The organism is Phycicoccus jejuensis, from assembly GCF_000720925.1.
GTDB lineage: Bacteria > Actinomycetota > Actinomycetes > Actinomycetales > Dermatophilaceae > Phycicoccus > Phycicoccus jejuensis.
Genome location: NZ_JOEE01000002.1, coordinates 219,405 through 237,207 on the forward strand (window position 1 = coordinate 219,405; position 17,803 = coordinate 237,207).

General features: G+C 75.9%; 18 protein-coding genes. 15 read left to right on the forward strand and 3 right to left on the reverse strand.

Features of this window, described 5'->3' with window-relative positions; genetic code table 11:
* Positions 1 to 13 precede the first annotated feature (13 nt).
* From cydD to IG69_RS0104980, 5 genes are all read left to right on the forward strand, one after another.
* Complete coding sequence (cydD, locus tag IG69_RS0104960; RefSeq protein WP_030527067.1) at positions 14 to 1,603, forward strand: thiol reductant ABC exporter subunit CydD; 1,590 nt, start codon at positions 14 to 16, stop codon at positions 1,601 to 1,603.
* Positions 1,600 to 3,240, forward strand: coding sequence for a thiol reductant ABC exporter subunit CydC (gene cydC / locus IG69_RS0104965; RefSeq protein WP_157577361.1), 1,641 nt, complete (start codon positions 1,600 to 1,602; stop codon positions 3,238 to 3,240). The genes cydD and cydC overlap by 4 nt, the downstream gene beginning before the upstream one ends.
* Positions 3,241 to 3,242: 2 nt before the next feature.
* Entirely contained in the window at positions 3,243 to 3,683 is a 441-nt protein-coding gene (locus tag IG69_RS0104970) for a BlaI/MecI/CopY family transcriptional regulator (protein WP_036829083.1), read from the forward strand.
* A gap of 147 nt (positions 3,684 to 3,830) precedes the next feature.
* Positions 3,831 to 4,673, forward strand: coding sequence for a M56 family metallopeptidase (locus IG69_RS0104975; protein WP_030527070.1), 843 nt, complete (start codon positions 3,831 to 3,833; stop codon positions 4,671 to 4,673).
* The gene (locus tag IG69_RS0104980; protein WP_030527071.1) at positions 4,670 to 5,053 is read left to right on the forward strand and encodes a GatB/YqeY domain-containing protein; all 384 of its coding nucleotides are present in this window, start codon (positions 4,670 to 4,672) and stop codon (positions 5,051 to 5,053) included. The genes IG69_RS0104975 and IG69_RS0104980 overlap by 4 nt, the downstream gene beginning before the upstream one ends.
* Positions 5,054 to 5,413: 360 nt before the next feature.
* On the opposite strand, the gene IG69_RS22450 is transcribed toward IG69_RS0104980, so the two are convergent.
* Entirely contained in the window at positions 5,414 to 5,926 is a 513-nt protein-coding gene (locus IG69_RS22450) for a hypothetical protein (protein ID WP_030527072.1), read from the reverse strand.
* A gap of 119 nt (positions 5,927 to 6,045) precedes the next feature.
* On the opposite strand from IG69_RS22450, the gene IG69_RS0104990 reads away from it, so the two are divergent.
* From IG69_RS0104990 to IG69_RS0105020, 7 genes are all read left to right on the forward strand, one after another.
* Positions 6,046 to 6,771, forward strand: a complete 726-nt coding sequence (locus IG69_RS0104990) for an AIM24 family protein (protein WP_030527073.1) — start codon at positions 6,046 to 6,048, stop codon at positions 6,769 to 6,771.
* A gap of 118 nt (positions 6,772 to 6,889) precedes the next feature.
* The gene (bioB, locus tag IG69_RS0104995; RefSeq protein ID WP_030527074.1) at positions 6,890 to 7,903 is read left to right on the forward strand and encodes a biotin synthase BioB; all 1,014 of its coding nucleotides are present in this window, start codon (positions 6,890 to 6,892) and stop codon (positions 7,901 to 7,903) included.
* A 5-nt stretch (positions 7,904 to 7,908) separates the two neighbouring features.
* Positions 7,909 to 8,154, forward strand: coding sequence for a biotin synthase auxiliary protein BsaP (gene bsaP / locus IG69_RS0105000; protein WP_030527075.1), 246 nt, complete (start codon positions 7,909 to 7,911; stop codon positions 8,152 to 8,154).
* Positions 8,155 to 8,260: 106 nt separating this feature from the next.
* Positions 8,261 to 8,815 carry an NADPH-dependent FMN reductase gene (locus IG69_RS0105005; protein ID WP_030527076.1) on the forward strand — a complete coding sequence of 185 codons (555 nt, stop codon included), beginning with the start codon at positions 8,261 to 8,263 and terminating at the stop codon, positions 8,813 to 8,815.
* A 121-nt stretch (positions 8,816 to 8,936) separates the two neighbouring features.
* Positions 8,937 to 10,253 carry an adenosylmethionine--8-amino-7-oxononanoate transaminase gene (locus IG69_RS0105010; RefSeq protein ID WP_030527077.1) on the forward strand — a complete coding sequence of 439 codons (1,317 nt, stop codon included), beginning with the start codon at positions 8,937 to 8,939 and terminating at the stop codon, positions 10,251 to 10,253.
* Positions 10,254 to 10,366: 113 nt separating this feature from the next.
* A complete protein-coding gene (locus IG69_RS0105015; protein WP_030527078.1) occupies positions 10,367 to 12,505 on the forward strand; it encodes a hypothetical protein in 2,139 nt (712 codons plus the stop codon).
* 16 nt (positions 12,506 to 12,521) lie between these two features.
* The gene (locus IG69_RS0105020) at positions 12,522 to 13,838 is read left to right on the forward strand and encodes a S53 family peptidase (RefSeq protein ID WP_051750238.1); all 1,317 of its coding nucleotides are present in this window, start codon (positions 12,522 to 12,524) and stop codon (positions 13,836 to 13,838) included.
* 105 nt (positions 13,839 to 13,943) lie between these two features.
* On the opposite strand, the gene IG69_RS0105025 is transcribed toward IG69_RS0105020, so the two are convergent.
* Together IG69_RS0105025 and IG69_RS20860 are read right to left on the reverse strand one after the other, a co-directional pair.
* A complete protein-coding gene (locus tag IG69_RS0105025) occupies positions 13,944 to 14,318 on the reverse strand; it encodes a GntR family transcriptional regulator (protein WP_030527080.1) in 375 nt (124 codons plus the stop codon).
* Entirely contained in the window at positions 14,315 to 15,259 is a 945-nt protein-coding gene (locus IG69_RS20860) for a hypothetical protein (RefSeq protein ID WP_051750239.1), read from the reverse strand. The genes IG69_RS0105025 and IG69_RS20860 overlap by 4 nt, the downstream gene beginning before the upstream one ends.
* Positions 15,260 to 15,372: 113 nt before the next feature.
* Here IG69_RS20860 and IG69_RS0105035 point away from each other — a divergent pair, with 113 nt between their 5' ends.
* The 3 genes from IG69_RS0105035 to IG69_RS0105045 are packed head-to-tail and all read left to right on the forward strand — an operon-like array spanning position 15,373 to position 17,776.
* A complete protein-coding gene (locus IG69_RS0105035; protein ID WP_030527082.1) occupies positions 15,373 to 16,503 on the forward strand; it encodes an 8-amino-7-oxononanoate synthase in 1,131 nt (376 codons plus the stop codon).
* Positions 16,500 to 17,207, forward strand: coding sequence for a dethiobiotin synthase (gene bioD, locus IG69_RS0105040; RefSeq protein ID WP_030527083.1), 708 nt, complete (start codon positions 16,500 to 16,502; stop codon positions 17,205 to 17,207). Before IG69_RS0105035 ends, bioD begins: the two co-directional genes overlap by 4 nt.
* A gap of 53 nt (positions 17,208 to 17,260) precedes the next feature.
* Complete coding sequence (locus tag IG69_RS0105045) at positions 17,261 to 17,776, forward strand: low molecular weight protein-tyrosine-phosphatase (protein WP_030527084.1); 516 nt, start codon at positions 17,261 to 17,263, stop codon at positions 17,774 to 17,776.
* Positions 17,777 to 17,803 lie beyond the last annotated feature (27 nt).

Below are 17,803 nucleotides of genomic sequence, written 5' to 3' on the forward strand. Positions count from 1 at the left end.
CCCTGACCCCTCGATGAGGCCCTTCGACCCCCGCGTCCTCGCGGTCGCCCCCGCGGCCCGCCGCCCCGTCCTGCTCCTGGCGGTCGTCGGCGTGCTCCAGGGGGCCGCCACGATCGGCACGGCGTTCGCCCTCGCGGCGCTCGTCGTGGCGGTCGTCGAGGGCGCGGGGGTCGTCGGTCCCGCGGCCTGGCTCGCCTGGCTGCTCGTCGGGCGCGCCGGCCTCGGCTGGGCCTCCGAGCGGGTGGCCGCCCGGGCCGGGGTCGAGGTGACCGCCGCCCTGCGCAGCGCCCTCCTGCGGCGCTGGCTCACCGTCCCCGCGGAGCACCGCCCGGACCCCGACCGCGCCGCCACCCTCGCGGCGCAGGGGGTCGCCGCGGTCGAGCCCTACGCCGCCCGCTTCCTGCCGGCCCTCGTCGCCGGGGCGGCCGTCCCCGTGATGGCGGTCGCGGCGCTGCTGTGGGTCGACCCGCTGAGCGCCCTCGTCGTCGTCCTCACCCTGCCCCTCCTCCCCTTCTTCGCGGCGCTCATCGGCGCCGCCACCCGCGACGAGACCGACCGCCGCTGGCAGGCCCTCTCGCAGCTGTCCGGCCACTTCGTCGACGTCATGCGCGGGCTCCCCACGCTCGTCGGGTACGGACGGGCCGAGCGCCAGGCCGAGGTCGTCGGCGACGTCAGCCGGCGGCACCGCACGGCGACGATGCGCACGCTGCGCCTGGCCTTCATGAGCTCCGCGGCGCTCGAGCTCCTCGCGTCGATCTCGGTCGCCATCGTCGCCGTCACGGTCGGCCTGCGCCTCACGCACGGGACGGTCGCGCTGCAGACCGGCCTGCTCGCCATCCTCCTCTCGCCGGAGGCCTACTGGCCGATCCGTCGGGTCGGCGCCGAGTTCCACAACGCGGCCGACGGGACAGAGGCGGTGGCCGCCGTCCTCGACGACCTCACGGCCGACCAGCCGGCGCCCTCGCCCGCGGGACGGAGCGCTGACCTCGTCGGGGCCGAGCTGCGGGAGGTCTCGTACGCCTACCCGGGCAGCCCCGAGCCGGTCGTCCGTGACGTGACCCTGTCCGCCGGCCCCGGCCTCACCGTCGTCACCGGCCCCTCGGGCGTCGGCAAGTCGACGCTCCTCGAGCTGCTCGCCGGCCTGCGCACGCCCGCCTCCGGTGTCGTCGTGGCCGGACGCTGCCACCTCGTGACGCAGCGCCCGTTCCTGCCGGCCGGCACCCTGCGTGACGCGCTGCGCCTGGGCACCGACGCCCCCGACGACGCGCTCTGGGGGGCGCTGCGGGCCGTCGGGCTCGAGGGCTTCGTCGCCGGCCTCCCGCACGCGCTGGCCACACCGCTCGGTGACGACGGCGTGGGGCTCTCGGCCGGCCAGCGCTCGCGCGTCGCCATCGCTCGCGCGACCCTGTCGACCGCGCCCGTGCTGCTCGTCGACGAGCCCACCGCCCACCTCGACGAGCACGCGAGCGCCCAGGTGCACGCGCTGCTCCAGGAACTCGCCGAGCGACGCACCGTCGTCGTGGTCACGCACCGCCCGGAGCTGGTGCACCTCGCCGACCGGCACGTCGTCGTCACGGCGACCGGTGCGGAGGTGCACCGGTGAGCGACACCACGACCGTCCTGCGCCCGACCCGGGCCACCGTCCTCGGCGGGCTCCTCGGGGGCGCCGCGACCTCGGCCGGCATCGCCCTCACGGCGACGTCCGGATGGCTGGTCGTCCGCGCGAGCGAGCGGCCCGTCATCCTCACCCTGCTCGCGGCCATCGTCGCCGTGCGCGCGTTCGGGATGGCCCGGCCGTTCTTCCGCTACCTCGAGCGGATCGTGTCGCACGACGCGGCGCTCGCCGACCTCGCCGACCGGCGCGGCGCCGTGTACCGCGCGCTCGTGCCGCTGACCCCGGCGCGCCTCGGGCGCCGCTCGCGCTCGGCCGTCCTCACCGGCGTGGTCGACGACCTGACCGACGTCGTCGAGGCGCAGGTCCGGGTCACCGTGCCGCTCGTCTCCAGCGCCGTCGCCGGGCTGCTCGCAACCGCGCTGACGGCGGCCTTCGCCCCCGCCGTCGGGCTCGTCGTCGTCGGGCTGCTCGTCGTCGTCGCCCTCGGGTGCGTCCTCGCGTGGTGGTTCGAGTCCCGGTCGCGGGACGAGCTGCTCGCCGCCCGCGCCGAGACCGCCCGCGTCGGTGACCTCGTCGCCCGCCAGGCCGGCGAGCTGCGGGCCATCGGGGCCGAGGGCGCCGCGCTCGGCTGGCTCGACGCGGCGCACGCGACGCTGCGGGCCGCCGTCCGGCGGCAGAGCCGGGGCCGCGCGCTCGTCGCCGCCCTCCTGCTGCTCGGCACGGCCGCCGCGACGGTCGCCGCCGCCGCGGTCGTCGACCCGGCCGCCACCGGGGGTCCCGTCGCCGCCCTGCTCGTGCTCGTACCGGTCGCGGTCGGCGAGGCCCTCGCCCCGCTCGTCGACACGATGCGTGCCCTCGCCCGCGCCCAGGGCAGCCGCGCGCGGCTCGAGCGGCTCCTCGACCAGGACCCCGCCGTGCACGAGCCCGCGCACCCGGCGACCCGCCCCGACTTCTCCGCCGCTGGTGGCGGCGGCGTCCGGCTGGAGGCCGCGAGCGCGTCGTGGACGGGGGCGCGCGAGGACCTCGCCCCGACCGACCTCGAGCTCGTGCCCGGCCGCCACGTCGCCGTCGTCGGGCCCAACGGGTCGGGCAAGAGCACGCTGCTGGCCGTGCTCGCCCGCAGCCTCGACGTCAGCGGCGGCCGGCACACCGTCGGCGGCGCCAACGTCCGTGGGCTGGCCCTCGCCGACACCCGTGGCGACGTCGCGGTCGTCGACGACGAGCCCCACGTCTTCGCGACGACCCTCGCCGAGAACCTCCGCCTGGCCCGGCCCGGCTGCGACGACACCGCCCTGCGCCGCGCCCTCGACCTCGCGGGCCTGCGGGGCTGGCTCGACGGCCTGCCGGACGGCGTCGACACCCGGCTCGGCACCGGCGGCCGCGGGCTCTCCGGCGGCGAGCGCACCCGCCTGGGCGTCGCCCGCGCGGTGCTCGCGGATCGCCCGGTCGTGCTCCTCGACGAACCCGCCGCGCACCTCGACCACCCGACGGCCACGGCCGTGCTCGATGATGTCCTCGACGCGACCCGCGACCGCGCCGTCGTCCTCGTGAGCCACCGCCCCGAGGCGCTCGACCGTCTCGACGCCGTCCTCGACCTCTCCGTCCGTCCCGGCCCCCAGGAGTAGCCATGCCGCACTCGACCTCCGCACCCCGACTCGGCGACCTCGAGCGCGTGGTCATGGAGCGCCTCTGGGAGGCCGGCCACACCGACGGCGCGACCGTCCGCGAGGTCTTCGAGATCCTCGAGCGCGACCGCGAGATCGCCTACACGACCGTGATGACCGTGCTCGACCGGCTCGCGAAGAAGGAGCTCGTGACGCGCGTGCGGGAGGGCCGCGCCTGGCGCTACTTCCCCGCCGACTCCCGCGAGGCCCTCACTGCTCAGACGATGCGGCGCACCCTCGACGACATGGAGGTCACCGACCGCCGGGCCGCCCTCCTGCACTTCTTCGACGGCGCGAGCTCGGAGGAGATCGCCGACATCAAGGCGGTGCTCGCCGAGGTCGAGGCCAAAGCCGAGGAGAGGGCGAGCAGCCCGCGGGGTCTACGCGGTCGGCTGCGCCGCTGACCCCGCGCAGACCGACCTCCCCTCGCTCGGCCCCACGGCCCTCCTGCCGCCCTTCCCCGCGCTGCGCCCTCCGGGAGCCCGGGCGCCCGAGGTGACGCTGCCCGCGGCGGGCTGACGCGGCGGTGGCTCCCCTGCCACCATGGGGTCGTGCTCCCGCTCGTCCTTGCCGGGCTGGCCGTCGCCCTCGTGTGGGTGGCGCCCGGGCTGCTCGCCCGCCAGCCGCGCTTCCGGCGTGCGCCGCGGGCCGCGCTCCTGGCCTGGCAGGCGGTCTCGCTCGGCGGGGTGCTCGCCGCGCTCTTCGTGGCGCCCGCCGCGCTGCCGCTCTTCGCGGGAGCCGACGACCTGCGTCAGCACCCGGCGCTCGTCGTCGTCGCCGCGTGCGTGAGCGCCGCCCTCATCGTCCGGGTGCTCGTGTCGGGGCACCGGGTCGGCACCCGCATCCGGGCGGCCCGGGCACGGCACCGCGAGATCGTCGACATCGTCGCCGAGCACGACCGGGACGGCCTGCGCGTCCTGCAACACCCCACCGCGACGGCGTACTGCATCCCCGGGCGCTCGTCGCGGGTCGTGCTGTCGCAGGGCGTGCTCGACACCCTCCCCGAGGAGCAGCTCGCGGCCGTCGTCGCGCACGAGAAGGCGCACCTGCGGGCCCGGCACGACCTGCTGCTGGAGTTCTTCACCGTGCTCCACGAGTCGGTGCCGTCGGCGCTGCGCTCGCACCGGGCGCTGACCGAGGTGCGGCTGCTCGTCGAGGCGCTGGCCGACCGGGCCGCCGTGCGTCGCAGCGGGGAGGTGGCGACGGCGCGGGCCCTCGTGGCCATCGCCCAGAGCCGCTACCCCGACGAGGCGATGGGCGCGGGGACGTCGGCGCCGGTCCGGATGCAGCTGCTCGCGCTGGGGCCGCACCCCCGTCTGGCCGCGACCGCCTACGCCATCGCCGCGGTGGCCTTCGCCGCGCCGTTGGCGCTCCTCGTGGCGGCCTGGTCGTGACCGGCGAGGCGGCGCCGGGCGACCTGCGGGCGGCCCTGTCGGCCGGCCTCGTGCCGGCGATGCGGGCCCGGGACGCGGTCACCGTCTCGGCCCTGCGCTCGGCCCTCGCCGCGCTGGGCAACGCCGAGGCCGTCCCGTCGGGCGACCGCCCGCGGGCGGGTGCGATGGAGGAGGCGGCCCTCGGGGTGGGAGCGGCGGACGTCCCGCGGCGGGAGCTCTCCGAGGACGAGGTGCGAGCCGTGGTCGAGCAGGAGGTGGCGGAGCGGGTCGAGGCGGCCGACCGGCTGCGGGCCCTGGGGCGCCCTGCGGACGGCGAGCGTCCCGAGGCCGAGGCCGCGGTGCTCCGTGGGCTCCTCGACGCCGCCCGTCGGCGGGCCTGACCGGCGCCCGCCCATCGGCGACCGGGCGGTCGCCACCGCCCCCGGCAGAGGTGTGTGCTCCCAGCCTCCTGGCGCTCCGGAAGGTTTACCTTCCGCGCGCAACCATCTTCGGACCCACCCACGAGACTCCTTGCCCCGCGGAAGGTTTCCCTGCCACCCGGCAACAGATCCCTTGCGCCGCGAAAGGTAGACCTTCCGCGAATGAAACGTGTGGTTGCGAGGGGAAGGGAAACCTTCCGCCGGGCATGGATCCCGGGAGAGCACACCACGGCTCCCCGTTCTCAGGGACCCTGCCGTCTCGATCCGCGATGTGCGCGGCGTGGGCGCGCCAGGTCGGCGCGGCCCCCGCGGCCACCCCGCTCAGGCCCAGCTGGGGGGCGGCGGAGGCGGCGGCGTGGACGACGGGGGCTGGTCGTCGGTGTCGGACAGCGGCGGCCGCAGGTCCGGGGCGGCGCCCGGCGGCGGGCCGGCGGGCGCGTCCCCCGCGGGCGAGACCCCACCCGGCGGGGGCGGTGGGGGCGCACCGGCCCCCGGGGCGGGCGGCGGAGGCGGTGGCGCACTCGCCCCGGGCGGGGGCGGCGCACCCGCGGACCCGGGCGGGGGCGGCGGCGCCCCGTACGGCTGGGCGGGCGTCACCGTGAGCGGCCCGAGCCGCCCGGCGGTCTCCAGCTCGCGCAGCGTCGCCATCACCCTTTCGCGGTCGGCGGCGTCGACGGGGCGGCCGGTGGCCTCGAGCCACGCCAGCACCCCCAGGTCGCGCAGCGCGCGGTCGCCCCCCATCCCCGGGACGTTGATGCCGGCGTTGGACATCGCGACGTCGGCCTTGGCGGCGAGGTCGCTCGCCGCCGCCTTCGCCCGCTCGAAGAAGCTCATCCGGGACCTCCCTGACCTGACCCTCGGGACTCCCCGGAACCATAGTGCCGACCCCCTCGTCTCTTCTAGCGTTGACGACAGCGGGGACGCCGTCCCCGACGACACGAGAAGGCGGCACGATGACGATCCACGGCTCCTTGTTCCAGGACTTCCGCGAGAAGGAGAGCCAAGACCCGTTCTCCCTCCAGAACAAGAAGCTCCTGCGCATCGACATGCGCTACGGGCCCGTCCAGGCGAAGACCGGCTCGATGGTCGCCTACCAGGGCGACGTCCGCTTCGCGAACAAGGGCTCGGGCGGCATGGGCAAGATGTTCAAGGCGGCGATGACCGGCGAGGGCGTCAAGATGATGGAGTGCTCCGGCCAGGGCGAGCTCTTCGTCGCCGACGAGGCCGCCGAGATCCAGGTCATGTACCTCGAGAACGACATGATCTCGGTCAACGGCAACAACGTCCTCGCGTTCTCCAGCTCGATCCAGTGGGACATCCACCGCATCCAGGCCCGCGGCGCCGCGATGACCGGCGGCCTCTACAACGTCTCTCTGCGCGGCACCGGCTACGTCGCGGTGACGACCAAGGGCGACCCCATCGCCCTCGACGTCGCCTCCTCCCCGACCTTCGCCGACGCCCAGGCCGTCGTCCTGTGGACCTCCGGCGTCTCGATGGACGTCCGCGTCGACACCGGCGGTTTCGGATCGATGATCCGCGGCGGCACCGGCGAGCTGCTCCAGATGGCCTTCGGCGGCCAGGGCTACGTGCTCGTGCAGCCCTGCGAGAACGTCGTCGACGGCGGCCACCAGGGCGGCGGCGGCCAGCAGGGCGGGATGCTCGGCCAGTTCCTCAGCTGACCCCGGTCCTCGGACGAGCTCCTCGGACCCCCGGACGGTGCAGCGCGCGCCGGCCGGGGGTCCGTCCGTCCGGCCCGGGGGCGCGCCCGACGCGACGTCGGCTGCAACAATCACCCGCATGACGGCACAGGCCACCGGCACCGACATCCTCGACGTCGCCCGCGAGCAGGTGCTCGAGCGCGGCGTCCCCCTGACGCAGGAGCAGGTGCTCGAGGTCCTGCGCACCGGCGACGAGCGCCTCCAGGACCTCCTCGCCCTCGCCCACGAGGTGCGGATGAAGTACCAGGGGCCCGCGGTCGAGGTCGAGGGCATCGTCTCGCTCAAGACCGGCGGCTGCCCCGAGGACTGCCACTTCTGTTCCCAGAGCGGCCAGTTCACGAGCCCGGTGCGCTCGGTGTGGCTCAACATCCCCGAGCTCGTGCGCGCGGCCAAGCAGACCGCTGCCACGGGGGCCACCGAGTTCTGCATCGTCGCTGCCGTCCGCGGCCCCGACGCGAAGCTCATGGAGCAGATGCGCGAGGGCGTCGCCGCCATCCGGGCCGCCGTCGACATCCAGGTCGCCGCCTCGCTCGGGATGCTCACGCAGGAGCAGGTCGACGAGCTCGTCGACATGGGGGTGCACCGCTACAACCACAACCTCGAGGCCGGGCGCTCCTACTTCCCACAGGTCGTGACGACGCACACCTTCGACGAGCGTCTCGACACCTGCCGGATGGTCAAGGAGTCCGGGATGGAGCTCTGCTGCGGCGGACTCGTCGGGATGGGCGAGACCCTCGAGCAGCGCGCCGAGCTCGCCGCGCAGCTCGGCGAGCTCGAGCCCCACGAGGTGCCGCTCAACTTCCTCAACCCGCGCCCCGGCACCCCGTTCGGCGACCTCGAGCCGATGGGCACCGGCGACGCCCTGCGCACCATCGCCGCCTTCCGCCTCGCGCTGCCGCGGACGATCCTGCGCTACGCCGGCGGCCGCGAGCTGACCCTCGGCGACCTCGGCACGCGCGACGGGCTGCTCGGCGGCATCAACGCGGTCATCGTCGGCAACTACCTGACGACGCTGGGGCGCGACCCCCGCGAGGACCTCGCCCTCCTCGACGAGCTCGAGATGCCCGTCAAGGCGCTCAACGAGACGTTCTGACCCCGATGGTGTTCGCGGATGCCGGGGCGCACGAGCCGGTCGCCCGGGGCGACGAGCCCGGCACGTGGTGCGGCCAGTGCGGGCTCGCGCTGGCCGACGGCGACCACGCGGCGTGCGAGCGCCGCGGTGCGCTCGACCCGCCGCGTTTCTGCGTGCACTGCCGCCGCCGGATGAAGGTGCAGGTCACCCCGGCCGCATGGACCGCGACGTGCGTGGCCCACGGCAGCGTCGAGCGCACGACCTGGGGCTGACGGGCGGCCGGGCGGAATAGCCGGGGGTCGTTGCGCGTTCAACGACCTGATCAGCGTCGATCGCCCCGTCCGATCCGCCCATCGCCACGACCGGGAGAACACCACCGTGAACGTCCTCGTCCTCGTCGGCAGCCTGCGCGCCGGCTCCACGAACCGCCAGCTCGCCGACGCCGCCGTCGCCCACCTGCCCTCCGGCGTCCGCACCACCGTCTTCGAGCGCCTCGCCGACCTCCCGCACTACTCCGAGGAGCTCGACCACGACGACGCGCTGCCCGAGGTCGCCCGCGACCTGCGCGACGCCGTCGCCGACCACGACGCGCTCCTGCTCGTCACCCCCGAGTACAACGGCTCCCTCCCGAGCGCGCTGAAGAACGCCGTCGACTGGGTCTCGCGCCCCCGCGGCGCCGCGGCCGTCGCCGGCAAGCCCGCCGCCGTCCTCGGTGCGAGCGGCTCGCCGCGCGCCGCCCAGTGGGCCCGCGAGGAGGGCGTCAAGGTCCTCACGGTCGCCGGCGCCGACGTCCTCGAGGACACCGTCGGCGTGGGCTCCGCCTTCCAGGCCTTCGAGGAGGGCCGCTTGGCCGACGCCGAGCTCGACGCCGCCCTGCGCGACCTCGTCCGCTCGCTCGCGGCCAAGGTCGAGCGCGCCCGCGACGCCGCCTGAGGCTCCCCCCACCCCTCGAGCCCCTCCCGCGAACGCGTGTGAACACGCCGGTGCCCCCCGGCGAGCTCACACGCGTTCGCCGTGATGGGGCCGCACGAACCGACGGGCATGATGGGCCGCGATGGATGCCGCCGCCCTCGCCGCCCTGCGCGCCTTCGACCGCGCGCACGTGTGGCACCCCTACTCCTCGGCGCTGACGCCCACCGACCCGTACGTCGTCGAGTCCGCCGAGGGCGTGCGCCTGCGCCTGCGTGACGCCGCGGGCGACGCGCGCGAGGTCGTCGACGCGATGAGCTCCTGGTGGTGTGCGGTCCACGGCTACCGCGTGCCCGAGCTCGACGCCGCGGTCACCGAGCAGCTCGGCCGCATGGCCCACGTGATGTTCGGCGGCCTGACCCACGAGCCGGCCGTCGAGCTGTCGCGGCGCCTGCTGGCCCTCGCGCCCACCGGGCTCGAGCACGTCTTCCTCGCCGACTCCGGGTCGGTCTCGGTCGAGGTCGCGATGAAGGCCGCGCTCCAGTACCAGCTCGCCGCCGGCCGCCGACGCACCCGCTTCCTCACCGTCCGCGGCGGCTACCACGGCGACACCTTCTCGCCGATGTCCGTCACCGACCCCGACGGCGGGATGCACGCGCTCTTCCGCGGCGTCCTGCCCGAGCACGTCTTCGTCCCGCGCCCGCCCGGCGGGATCGACCTCGCCGCGGACGACCCCGCCCTCGTCGCGTGGGAGGCCACCACGCGAGAAGTGTTCGCGCGCAACGCTGCCGACATCGCCGCGGTCATCCTCGAGCCGGTCCTCCAGGGCGCCGGAGGCATGCACGTCTACCCACCGCGGGTCCTCGAGGTGCTGCACGGGCTGGCGCGCGAGCACGGCGCCCTCGTCATCCACGACGAGATCGCGACCGGCTTCCACCGCACCGGCCCGCGCTGGGCCGGCGACCGCGTGACCACGACCCCGGACATCCTCTGCGTCGGCAAGGCGCTGACCGGCGGGTACCTCACGCTGGCGGCGGTGCTCTGCACCCGCGAGGTCGCCGAGGGGGTCAGCCGGGGCGCCGCCGGAGGGCTCATGCACGGCCCGACGTTCATGGCCAACCCGCTCGCCTGCGCGGTCGCGGTCGCCAACCTCGACCTCCTCGCCCGACGCGACACGGAGGCCGAGGTCGCACGCCTCGAGGCCGGCCTGCGCGACGGGCTCGCCTCTGCGACAACGCTGGACGCGGTCGCCGACGTGCGGGTCCTCGGCGCGGTCGGCGTCGTCCAGCTGCGCGAGGCGGTGCGCGTCCCCGAGGTCACCGCCGCGGCGATCGCCCGCGGGGTCTGGGTCCGGCCGTTCCGGGACCTCGTCTACACGATGCCTCCCTACGTCACCTCCGACGCGGACCTCACCACCCTGACGGCCGGTCTCGTCGGTGCCGTCGCCGACGTCCACCGCTGAGGGCCGCCTGCCGCCGTTTGCGAGTTCTCGCAAGACTCTTGTGGAGCCGCTCGCATACCGAGTAGACATCGCTCACCACAGCAGTGCCGGGGACTCCTGAAGGTGAGAACAGCATGCGCCGTCGACCCATCTCCACCGCGGTTCGCGCCGCGTCCGGCGCCGCCGTCGCGGCCCTCGCCGCGGCCGGCCTGACGATCCCGGCCGACGCCGCACCGCCACCGACGGTCGCGCCACGCGCCGCCACCGCGAGCCCGGCCGTCGACGCCTCGGCGTTCTCGGCGGCGCAGCGGGTCCGCCTCATCACCGGAGACGTCGTCACGCTGCCCGGGGCCGGGCGGCCGCTCACGGTCACCCGCAGCCCGGGGTCGCGCTCGTCCTTCTCGGTCGTGCGGACGACCGACCACACGTACGTCGTGCCGTCGGCGGTCCGCCCCCTCGTCGGCCGCCTCGACCTCTCCCTCTTCGACGCCCGCACCCTCGCCACCAAGCCGGCGCAGACGCCGGTCACCGTCACGTACGACTCCACCTCGACCCCGACCGCGGTCCCGGGCGTGAGCATCACGAAGCGCTCCGGGCGCACGGCCACCGGGGTGGTCACCGCCGAGTCGTCGGCCGCGCTCGCGAAGGCCCTGCGGACACGCTCCGCCGCATCGGTGTTCCGCGGCGTCGCCGGCATCACCGCCGCCTCGCCGACCGTCCGCCCGACCTTCCCGATGCACACCGTGAAGATCCGGCTGGGCGACGGCAGCACCCCGGTCGAGGGGCTCGTGATCCTCACCAACGTCGACGACATGCGCAAGGCCTTCACCGCCGGGTTCACGGTGGGCGGCGAAGCCCGCCTCAGCGTCCCGGCCGGCCACTACCAGCTGGCCGCGCTGTTCGGCGACGAGACCTCGAGCGGGCTCGTCGTGCAGCCCGAGTCCCTCGTCACCGGCCCGACGACGCTGCGGCTCGACACCCGCGCCGCCACGGCCCAGGCGCGCACGCGGACCCCGCAGCCGACCGACACCGTCTTCACCGCCCTGGACGTCAACCGCCTCGACGCGAAGGGCGCCGGCTCGTTCGCCCTCGGAGTGATCTCCTTCGACGGCCAGCCGGTGCGCTACTCCCCGGTGCCGGCCGGCTCGGTGGTCCACGGCTCCCTGGACAGCGCCTACACCTCCATCTCGACCGAGCGCGGACACGCCGCGGCCCCGGCGTACCAGTACGACCTCGGCGCCGCATTCGCCGACGCCCTGCCCGCCGACATCACCCTCGACCCGAAGCCGTCGGAGCTGATGCAGGTCACGCACCGGTACCGCGGCAGCACGGCACGCAGCGGCATGGACGCACTCATCGAGCACGGCATCACCCTTCCGAACGGCAGCGGCATCGGGATCGGCTTCTTCCGGCCGGCCCCCGCCCGGACGACGGTGTGGAGTGGCGGCAGCGCGGGCCTCACGGTGTCGGCGTCGTACACGGCCGCCTACGACTGGGAGAGCAACGTCGGCTCGGAGTACCTCACGTCCGCCGAGCGGCCCATCGTCCCCGGCACCTCGCACTCCGAGGTGTGGAACCAGCGGCCGTCGCACCCGAGCATCGTCCGACCGAGCCCGACCTTCCCGGTGTGCGGCGCGTGCCTCCAGGACGGCTATCTGTTCCTCGGCGTGCCGTCGTTCTCCGACAACGACCCCGCGCACTGGGGCCTGGTCGACGACCCGTCGCGCGTCCGGTGGTCGGTCTCGACCGCGGGGCGGGTGCTCCGGGAGTCCGACGGCCCGATGGTCGACCTCGTCGAGCTGCCGAAGGGCACGGCGCCCGTCGTCATCCAGCACCGCGAGCGGATGCGGCGCCTCGGCTTCGCGGACTCGACGACCACGACGACCTGGCAGGTCCCGCGGACCGCGCGGGGCAGCGTGCCCGGCGAGTACTGCCTCGACGGCGTGGGGCCGTGCAGCGCGCTCGCGATGCTGGAGCCGCGCTACGACCTCCGGATCGGGGACGACGGCACCGTGCTCCCCGGCCGGCACACCGGCACCCTCACCCTGACGCCCTACCTGTCGACGGCCCGCGTGACGAGCCTGGCCGTCGACGTGAGGTACGGCTCGGGGCCGTGGACGACGGTGCCGTGGACCCGTACCGGGCCGACCACGTTCGCCCTCGACCTGCGCGTCCCGCGCTCGGCCGGCACCGCCGACCTGCGCGTCCGTGCCAACGACTCGGCGAGCAGCACCGTCACCCAGACCATCACCCGCGCGTGGACCGTGCGCTGAGACCTTGGAGACCACGATGAACCGTCAGCGCACCGCCTCCCCCCGTCCCGGCCGCCGCATCCTGCGGGCCACGGGCGCCCTCCTCGCCACCGCCGTCGTCGGCGCGACCCTCGTGGCCGCCCCGACGAGCGCGGCTCCGCTCGACCCGTCGCCCGCCACGGCGGACGTGACGCTCACCGCGCCCGCGGTCGTCGAGAACGCCTGCGCGACACCACGTCCGGGCAAGGCACGGTGCCTCGCCAAGGGCCGCGTCGACCGCGTCACCCGCCAGGCCGGGCTGGCCGCGAGCGCCGCGACCGACCGCCGCGTGGGGGCGCGGGGCACCGGGGCCCTCGCCACCGCGGCCACCCGCCCGCCGGGCTACGGCGCCGACCAGCTGCGCAAGGCCTACGGGCTCCCCGCGACGGGCAGCACCGCCACCGTCGCCGTGCTCATCGCCGGTGACGTGCCCCACGCCGAGGCCGACCTCGCCGTCTACCGCGCGACGTACAAGCTGCCGCCGTGCCGCTCGTCGACCGGCTGCTTCCGCAAGGTCAACCAGCAGGGCCGCGCCGCGCCCCTCCCGGCGGGCGACCCCGGCTGGGCGCTCGAGGGCTCGATGGACGTCCAGATGGTCTCGGCCGCCTGCCCGACCTGCCGCATCCTCCTCGTCACGGCCGACGACCCGTCGCTCGAGAACCTCGCCGCCGCGACCGAGACGGCCCGTCGCCTCGGCGCGAGCGTCGCGTCGCACAGCTACGGCGCCGACGAGTCCGGCTACGCCCTCACGGTGAAGCGCCCCTACCGCAGCGACCGGATGATCAGTGTCGTCTCCTCGGGCGACTGGGGCTTCACGACGGCGAGCTTCCCCGCGGCGCTGCCGGACGTCATCGCGGTCGGGGGGACGTCGCTGCGCCGCAGCACCAGTGCCCGGGGCTGGTCCGAGCGGGTCTGGGAGTTCGCGGGCAGCGGGTGCTCGGCGTGGTTCCCCAAGCCGGCCGGCCAGAAGGACACGCACTGCGCGATGCGCACCGTCTCGGACATCTCGGCGGTCGCCGACCCGCAGACCGGCGTCGCCGTCTACGACACGTGGGAGAACCCCTTCGGCCCGGACTGGGTGGTCCTCGGCGGCACGAGCACGTCCGCGCCGCTCGTCGCGGGGATGGTCGGGGCGGCCCGCGCCGGCCGGACCGTGCGGACGAGCGCGCTGTACGGCCGCACCGCTTTCGTCAACGACGTCGTCGGCGGCACGAACGGCTTCTGCGGCGGCGACTACCTCTGCCGCGGCGTGAAGGGCTACGACGCCCCGAGCGGCATCGGCACGCCGCGCGGCCTGCGGGTGTTCACCGGCTGAGGCAGCACCCCGACACAAGGGTTCGTCCACGAGACCCCGGCTCCGAGCCGGGGTCTCGTGGACATTTCGGGGTGACCCCGAAAAGGTGGGGCGGGTGGGGCTGGGTCAGCGGGGGGTGAGGCGGTCGAGGGCCGCAGCGGCCTCGGCGGGGCCGAGACCGAGGACGCGGGCCCGCTCGAGGTAGGCGCGCGCGGCCTCCTCGAGGGCCTGCTCGGGGGTCGAGGTGGTCGGGGGGTGCGGCGCCACACGGGTCCCCCCGCCCCGGCGCGAGCGGACGTGGCCGGACTGCTCGAGCTCGCGGTAGGTGCGGGCGACCGTGCCCGGCGAGAGCCCGAGGTCGGCGGCCAGCTGCCGCACCGGGGGCAGGCGGTCGCCCGGCGCCAGCACGCCGGAACCGACGAGGTCGGCCAGCTGGCGCCGGAGCTGCTCGTAGGGCGGTGTCGGGTCGAGGACGTCGACCGTGACGGACTGCAGCGTCATCGCCGCGGGGCCCCGACCGGCGCCGCGTCCCCCGGCAGCGGGCGCGGCAGGTCCTCGACGCGCACGCGCGGCGTGACGAGCAGCGCCCCGAGCGCGGCGGCCGCCCCGACGAGCGCGAGCGGGCCGAGGACGGTGACGACCCAGCGGCCGACGGCCTGGACCGGGGTGCCGCAGTCGAGGTCGGCGAGCGGCGCGACCATGAGCGAGGCGACCGGCCCGAGGGTGCCGAGCACCGCGAAGAGCGCGGCGGTGAGGACCGTCCCGGCCGACCACCGGCGCAGCACCGAGTCCAGGCCGAGGCCGTGCGGGTCGGGGCGGGGCCGACGGACGACCGCCCGCAGGGCGAGCACCGTCAGCAGCGCCAGGACGCCGGACGTCGCCGCGAGCGGCAGGGTGTAGAACGACCCCGGCCACGGCCCGCGCGAGCCCGCCACCTGCGTCGCGACCCCGTCGACGAGCAGCGTGCACCGCTCGGAGAGGGCGCGACCCGCGCGGCCGAGGTCGTCCGGCGAACCCCAGGCGGTCCCGGCGGCGAGGACCCCGCCGAGCGCCACGGTGGCGAGCGCGAGGAGGGTCGCCCGCCCCCGCGGCAGCACCGAGCGCACGGTCCGCGTCTCGACGACCGCGGTGCGCCGGACCCCGGCGGAGGGCCGTGCCGTCAGCTCGCCGACGACCGTGCCGAGCAGCACCCCGGCGCCGACGGCCGCCGGGGCGAGCGCCGTCAGCCGGCCGAGCGCGTCGACCCGCTGCCCGAGGACGAGCAGCAGCCCGCCGCCGACGAGCCCCAGGGCGAGGCCGACGAGCCGCCATCCTCGGGTGCGGTCGGCGATACGGACGACCTCGGCGTGCTCGTTGACCCCGACGGTGACGACGTGGCGACGCGCCAGGGCGACACCGAAGGCGACGAGCGCGAGCGGCAGGGCGAGGATGCTGACGAGCACGGTCGTCTCCTTTACTTGTACCGGATGCTTGACACAAGGAGGATGACCGCTCGCGGCACTTGTGTCAAGGACTTGTCACAAGTGCCGGTGGCCGGGCATGGCAGGATCGAGGGATGAGCAGCCCGCTGGACTGGATCAGGGACGCCGCCGCGGCCCGCGACGCCGTGGGCCTGACCCGGCGTCTCGTGACGACCAAGGCGCGCGACGTCCTCGACCTCGCGGGCAACGACTACCTCGGCCTGCGGCACCACCCCGCCGTCGTCGCCGGGGCCGTCGCCGCCGTCGAGACCTACGGCACCGGTGCCGGCGCCTCCCGGCTCGTCACGGGCACGCTCGACGTCCACGAGCAGCTCGAGGCCTCGCTCGTCGCCATGACGGGCGCCCCCTCGGCCCTCGTCCTCTCCAGCGGCTACGCGGCCAACCTCTCGGTCCTCACGACCCTCGCCGACGCCGGCTCCCTCGTCGTCAGCGACGAGCACGCCCACGCCTCGCTCATCGACGGCTGCCGCCTCGCCCGGGCCGCCGTGACGGTCTCGCGGCACAACGACCTCGAGCACGTCGCCGAGCTCCTGGCCCGCCGTGACACCCCGCGCGCGGTCGTCGTCGCGGAGTCGGTCTACTCAGTGCTCGGTGACGTCGCGCCCGTCGAGGACCTCGTCGCGCTGACCGCCGAGGCCGGCGCCCTGCTCGTCATCGACGAGGCCCACGCGCTCGGGGTCGTCGGGCCTGGCGGCGCCGGCCTCGTGGCGGCCTCCGGGTCGATGGGCGCCGAGCACGTCGTCGTCACGACGACCCTCTCGAAGTCGCTGGCCTCCCAGGGCGGAGCGGTCCTCGCCGCCCCCGAGGTCCGTGAGCACCTCGTCAACACGGCCCGGCCGTTCGTCTACGACACCGGCCTCGCCCCGGCGGCGGCCGGCGCGGCGCTCGCCGCGCTCGAGGTCCTGCGCGACCATCCAGAGCTCCCGGCCCGCCTGCACGCCAACGCCGCCCGCCTCGCCGAGGCCGTCGGGGTCGAGGCGCCGACCGGGGCCGTCATGTCCGTACCGATGCCCGGGCCGCACGAGACGGTCGAGGCCGTCGAGCGGGCGCTCGCGCTCGGGGTGCGCGTCGGCGCGTTCCGCCCGCCCTCGACCCCCGACGGCACGTCGCGGCTGCGCCTCACCGCGCACGCCCACCACACCGCGCACGACCTCGACCGTGCCGCAGCCGTCCTCGCCGAGATCGTCCCCGGGCGCGAGCAGTGAGCGACCCGCGCGCACTCCCCTCCGTCGTCCTCGTCACCGGCACCGGCACCGACGTCGGCAAGACCGTCGCCACCGCCGCCCTCGCGGCCCTCGTCCGCGGGCGGGGCTCCGAGGTGCAGGTCGTCAAACCCACCCAGACCGGCGTCGGCCCGGGCGACCCCGGTGACGTCGACGCGGTGCGCCGGCTCGTCGGCACCGACCTCGTGACGCACGAGCTCCTCCGGCTGCGTGACCCGCTCTCCCCGGAGGCCGCGGCCCGCCGCGAGGGCGTGACGCTTCCGCCGGTCGCCCTGCACGCCAAGCAGATCGGCGAGCTCGCGGCGCAGGCCCACGTCACCATCGTCGAGGGCGCGGGCGGCCTGCTCGTGCGTCTCGACTCCCGCGGCGGCACGCTCGCCGACCTCGGCACCGCCCTGCGCTACAAGGGCGTCTCGTGCGGGGTGGTGCTCGTGGTGTCGCCGGGCCTGGGCGTGCTCAGCACCGCCCAGCTCACCGCCGAGGCGCTCGCCACCCGCTCGCTGCCGCTCATCGGGGTCGTCGTCGGCTCGTGGCCGGCCGACCCCGGGCTCGCCGAGACCGAGAACCTCGTCGACCTCCCGCGCGTCACCGGGGCGCCGCTCTGGGGACGCATCCCCGCGGGTGCGGGGTCGATGACCGCCGAGGACTTCACCGCCGCCGCACCGGGCTGGTTCGACATCTCCTGACGACCGGCCGGGGCGGGCGCCGCACCCGCACGGAGCCCGGCGATGATGGGGGCATGAGCGCCAGCGACCACCCCTACCGCGTCACCGTCGTCTGCCACGGCAACATCTGCCGCTCGCCGATGGCCGAGATGCTCCTGCGCGAGGCGTTCGACGACGCCGGCCTCGGCGACCGCGTCGAGGTCGACTCGGCCGGCACCTCCGCCGAGGAGCTCGGCAACCCGGCGCACCCGCGGACCATCGCCACGCTGCGCCGGCACGGCCATCCCGACGTCGGCTGGTCGGCCCACCGCGCCCGGCAGTTCCGCGCCGACTGGTTCGACGACACCGACCTCGTCCTCGCCGCCGACCACCCGCACGCCGAGCGCCTCGGCCGCCTGGCCCGCCACGAGGACGACGCCGCGAAGGTCCGGCTGGTGCGCTCCTTCGACCCGGACGCCGTGGCCGTCGGCGAGCTCGGGATGGACGACCCCTGGTACGGCGGTGACGCCGAGTACGAGCAGACCTACGACGAGATCCGCGCCGCCGTGCCGGGCATCGTCGAGCACGTCCGCCGCGCCCTCGACGCCTGACCGCCGACCCGGCAGCGGGCGGCGCCC

Bases quoted from the DNA above. Each gene is read 5' to 3' on its own strand.
- cydD (WP_030527067.1), top strand. From the start codon at position 14: ATGAGGCCCTTCGACCCCCGCGTCCTCGCGGTCGCCCCCGCGGCCCGC.
- IG69_RS0104970 (WP_036829083.1), top strand. From the start codon at position 3,243: ATGCCGCACTCGACCTCCGCACCCCGACTCGGCGACCTCGAGCGCGTG.
- IG69_RS22450 (WP_030527072.1), bottom strand. From the start codon at position 5,926: ATGAGCTTCTTCGAGCGGGCGAAGGCGGCGGCGAGCGACCTCGCCGCC.
- IG69_RS0104990 (WP_030527073.1), top strand. From the start codon at position 6,046: ATGACGATCCACGGCTCCTTGTTCCAGGACTTCCGCGAGAAGGAGAGC.
- bioB (WP_030527074.1), top strand. From the start codon at position 6,890: ATGACGGCACAGGCCACCGGCACCGACATCCTCGACGTCGCCCGCGAG.
- bsaP (WP_030527075.1), top strand. From the start codon at position 7,909: ATGGTGTTCGCGGATGCCGGGGCGCACGAGCCGGTCGCCCGGGGCGAC.
- IG69_RS0105010 (WP_030527077.1), top strand. From the start codon at position 8,937: ATGGATGCCGCCGCCCTCGCCGCCCTGCGCGCCTTCGACCGCGCGCAC.
- IG69_RS0105015 (WP_030527078.1), top strand. From the start codon at position 10,367: ATGCGCCGTCGACCCATCTCCACCGCGGTTCGCGCCGCGTCCGGCGCC.
- IG69_RS0105020 (WP_051750238.1), top strand. From the start codon at position 12,522: ATGAACCGTCAGCGCACCGCCTCCCCCCGTCCCGGCCGCCGCATCCTG.
- IG69_RS0105025 (WP_030527080.1), bottom strand. From the start codon at position 14,318: ATGACGCTGCAGTCCGTCACGGTCGACGTCCTCGACCCGACACCGCCC.
- IG69_RS0105035 (WP_030527082.1), top strand. From the start codon at position 15,373: ATGAGCAGCCCGCTGGACTGGATCAGGGACGCCGCCGCGGCCCGCGAC.
- IG69_RS0105045 (WP_030527084.1), top strand. From the start codon at position 17,261: ATGAGCGCCAGCGACCACCCCTACCGCGTCACCGTCGTCTGCCACGGC.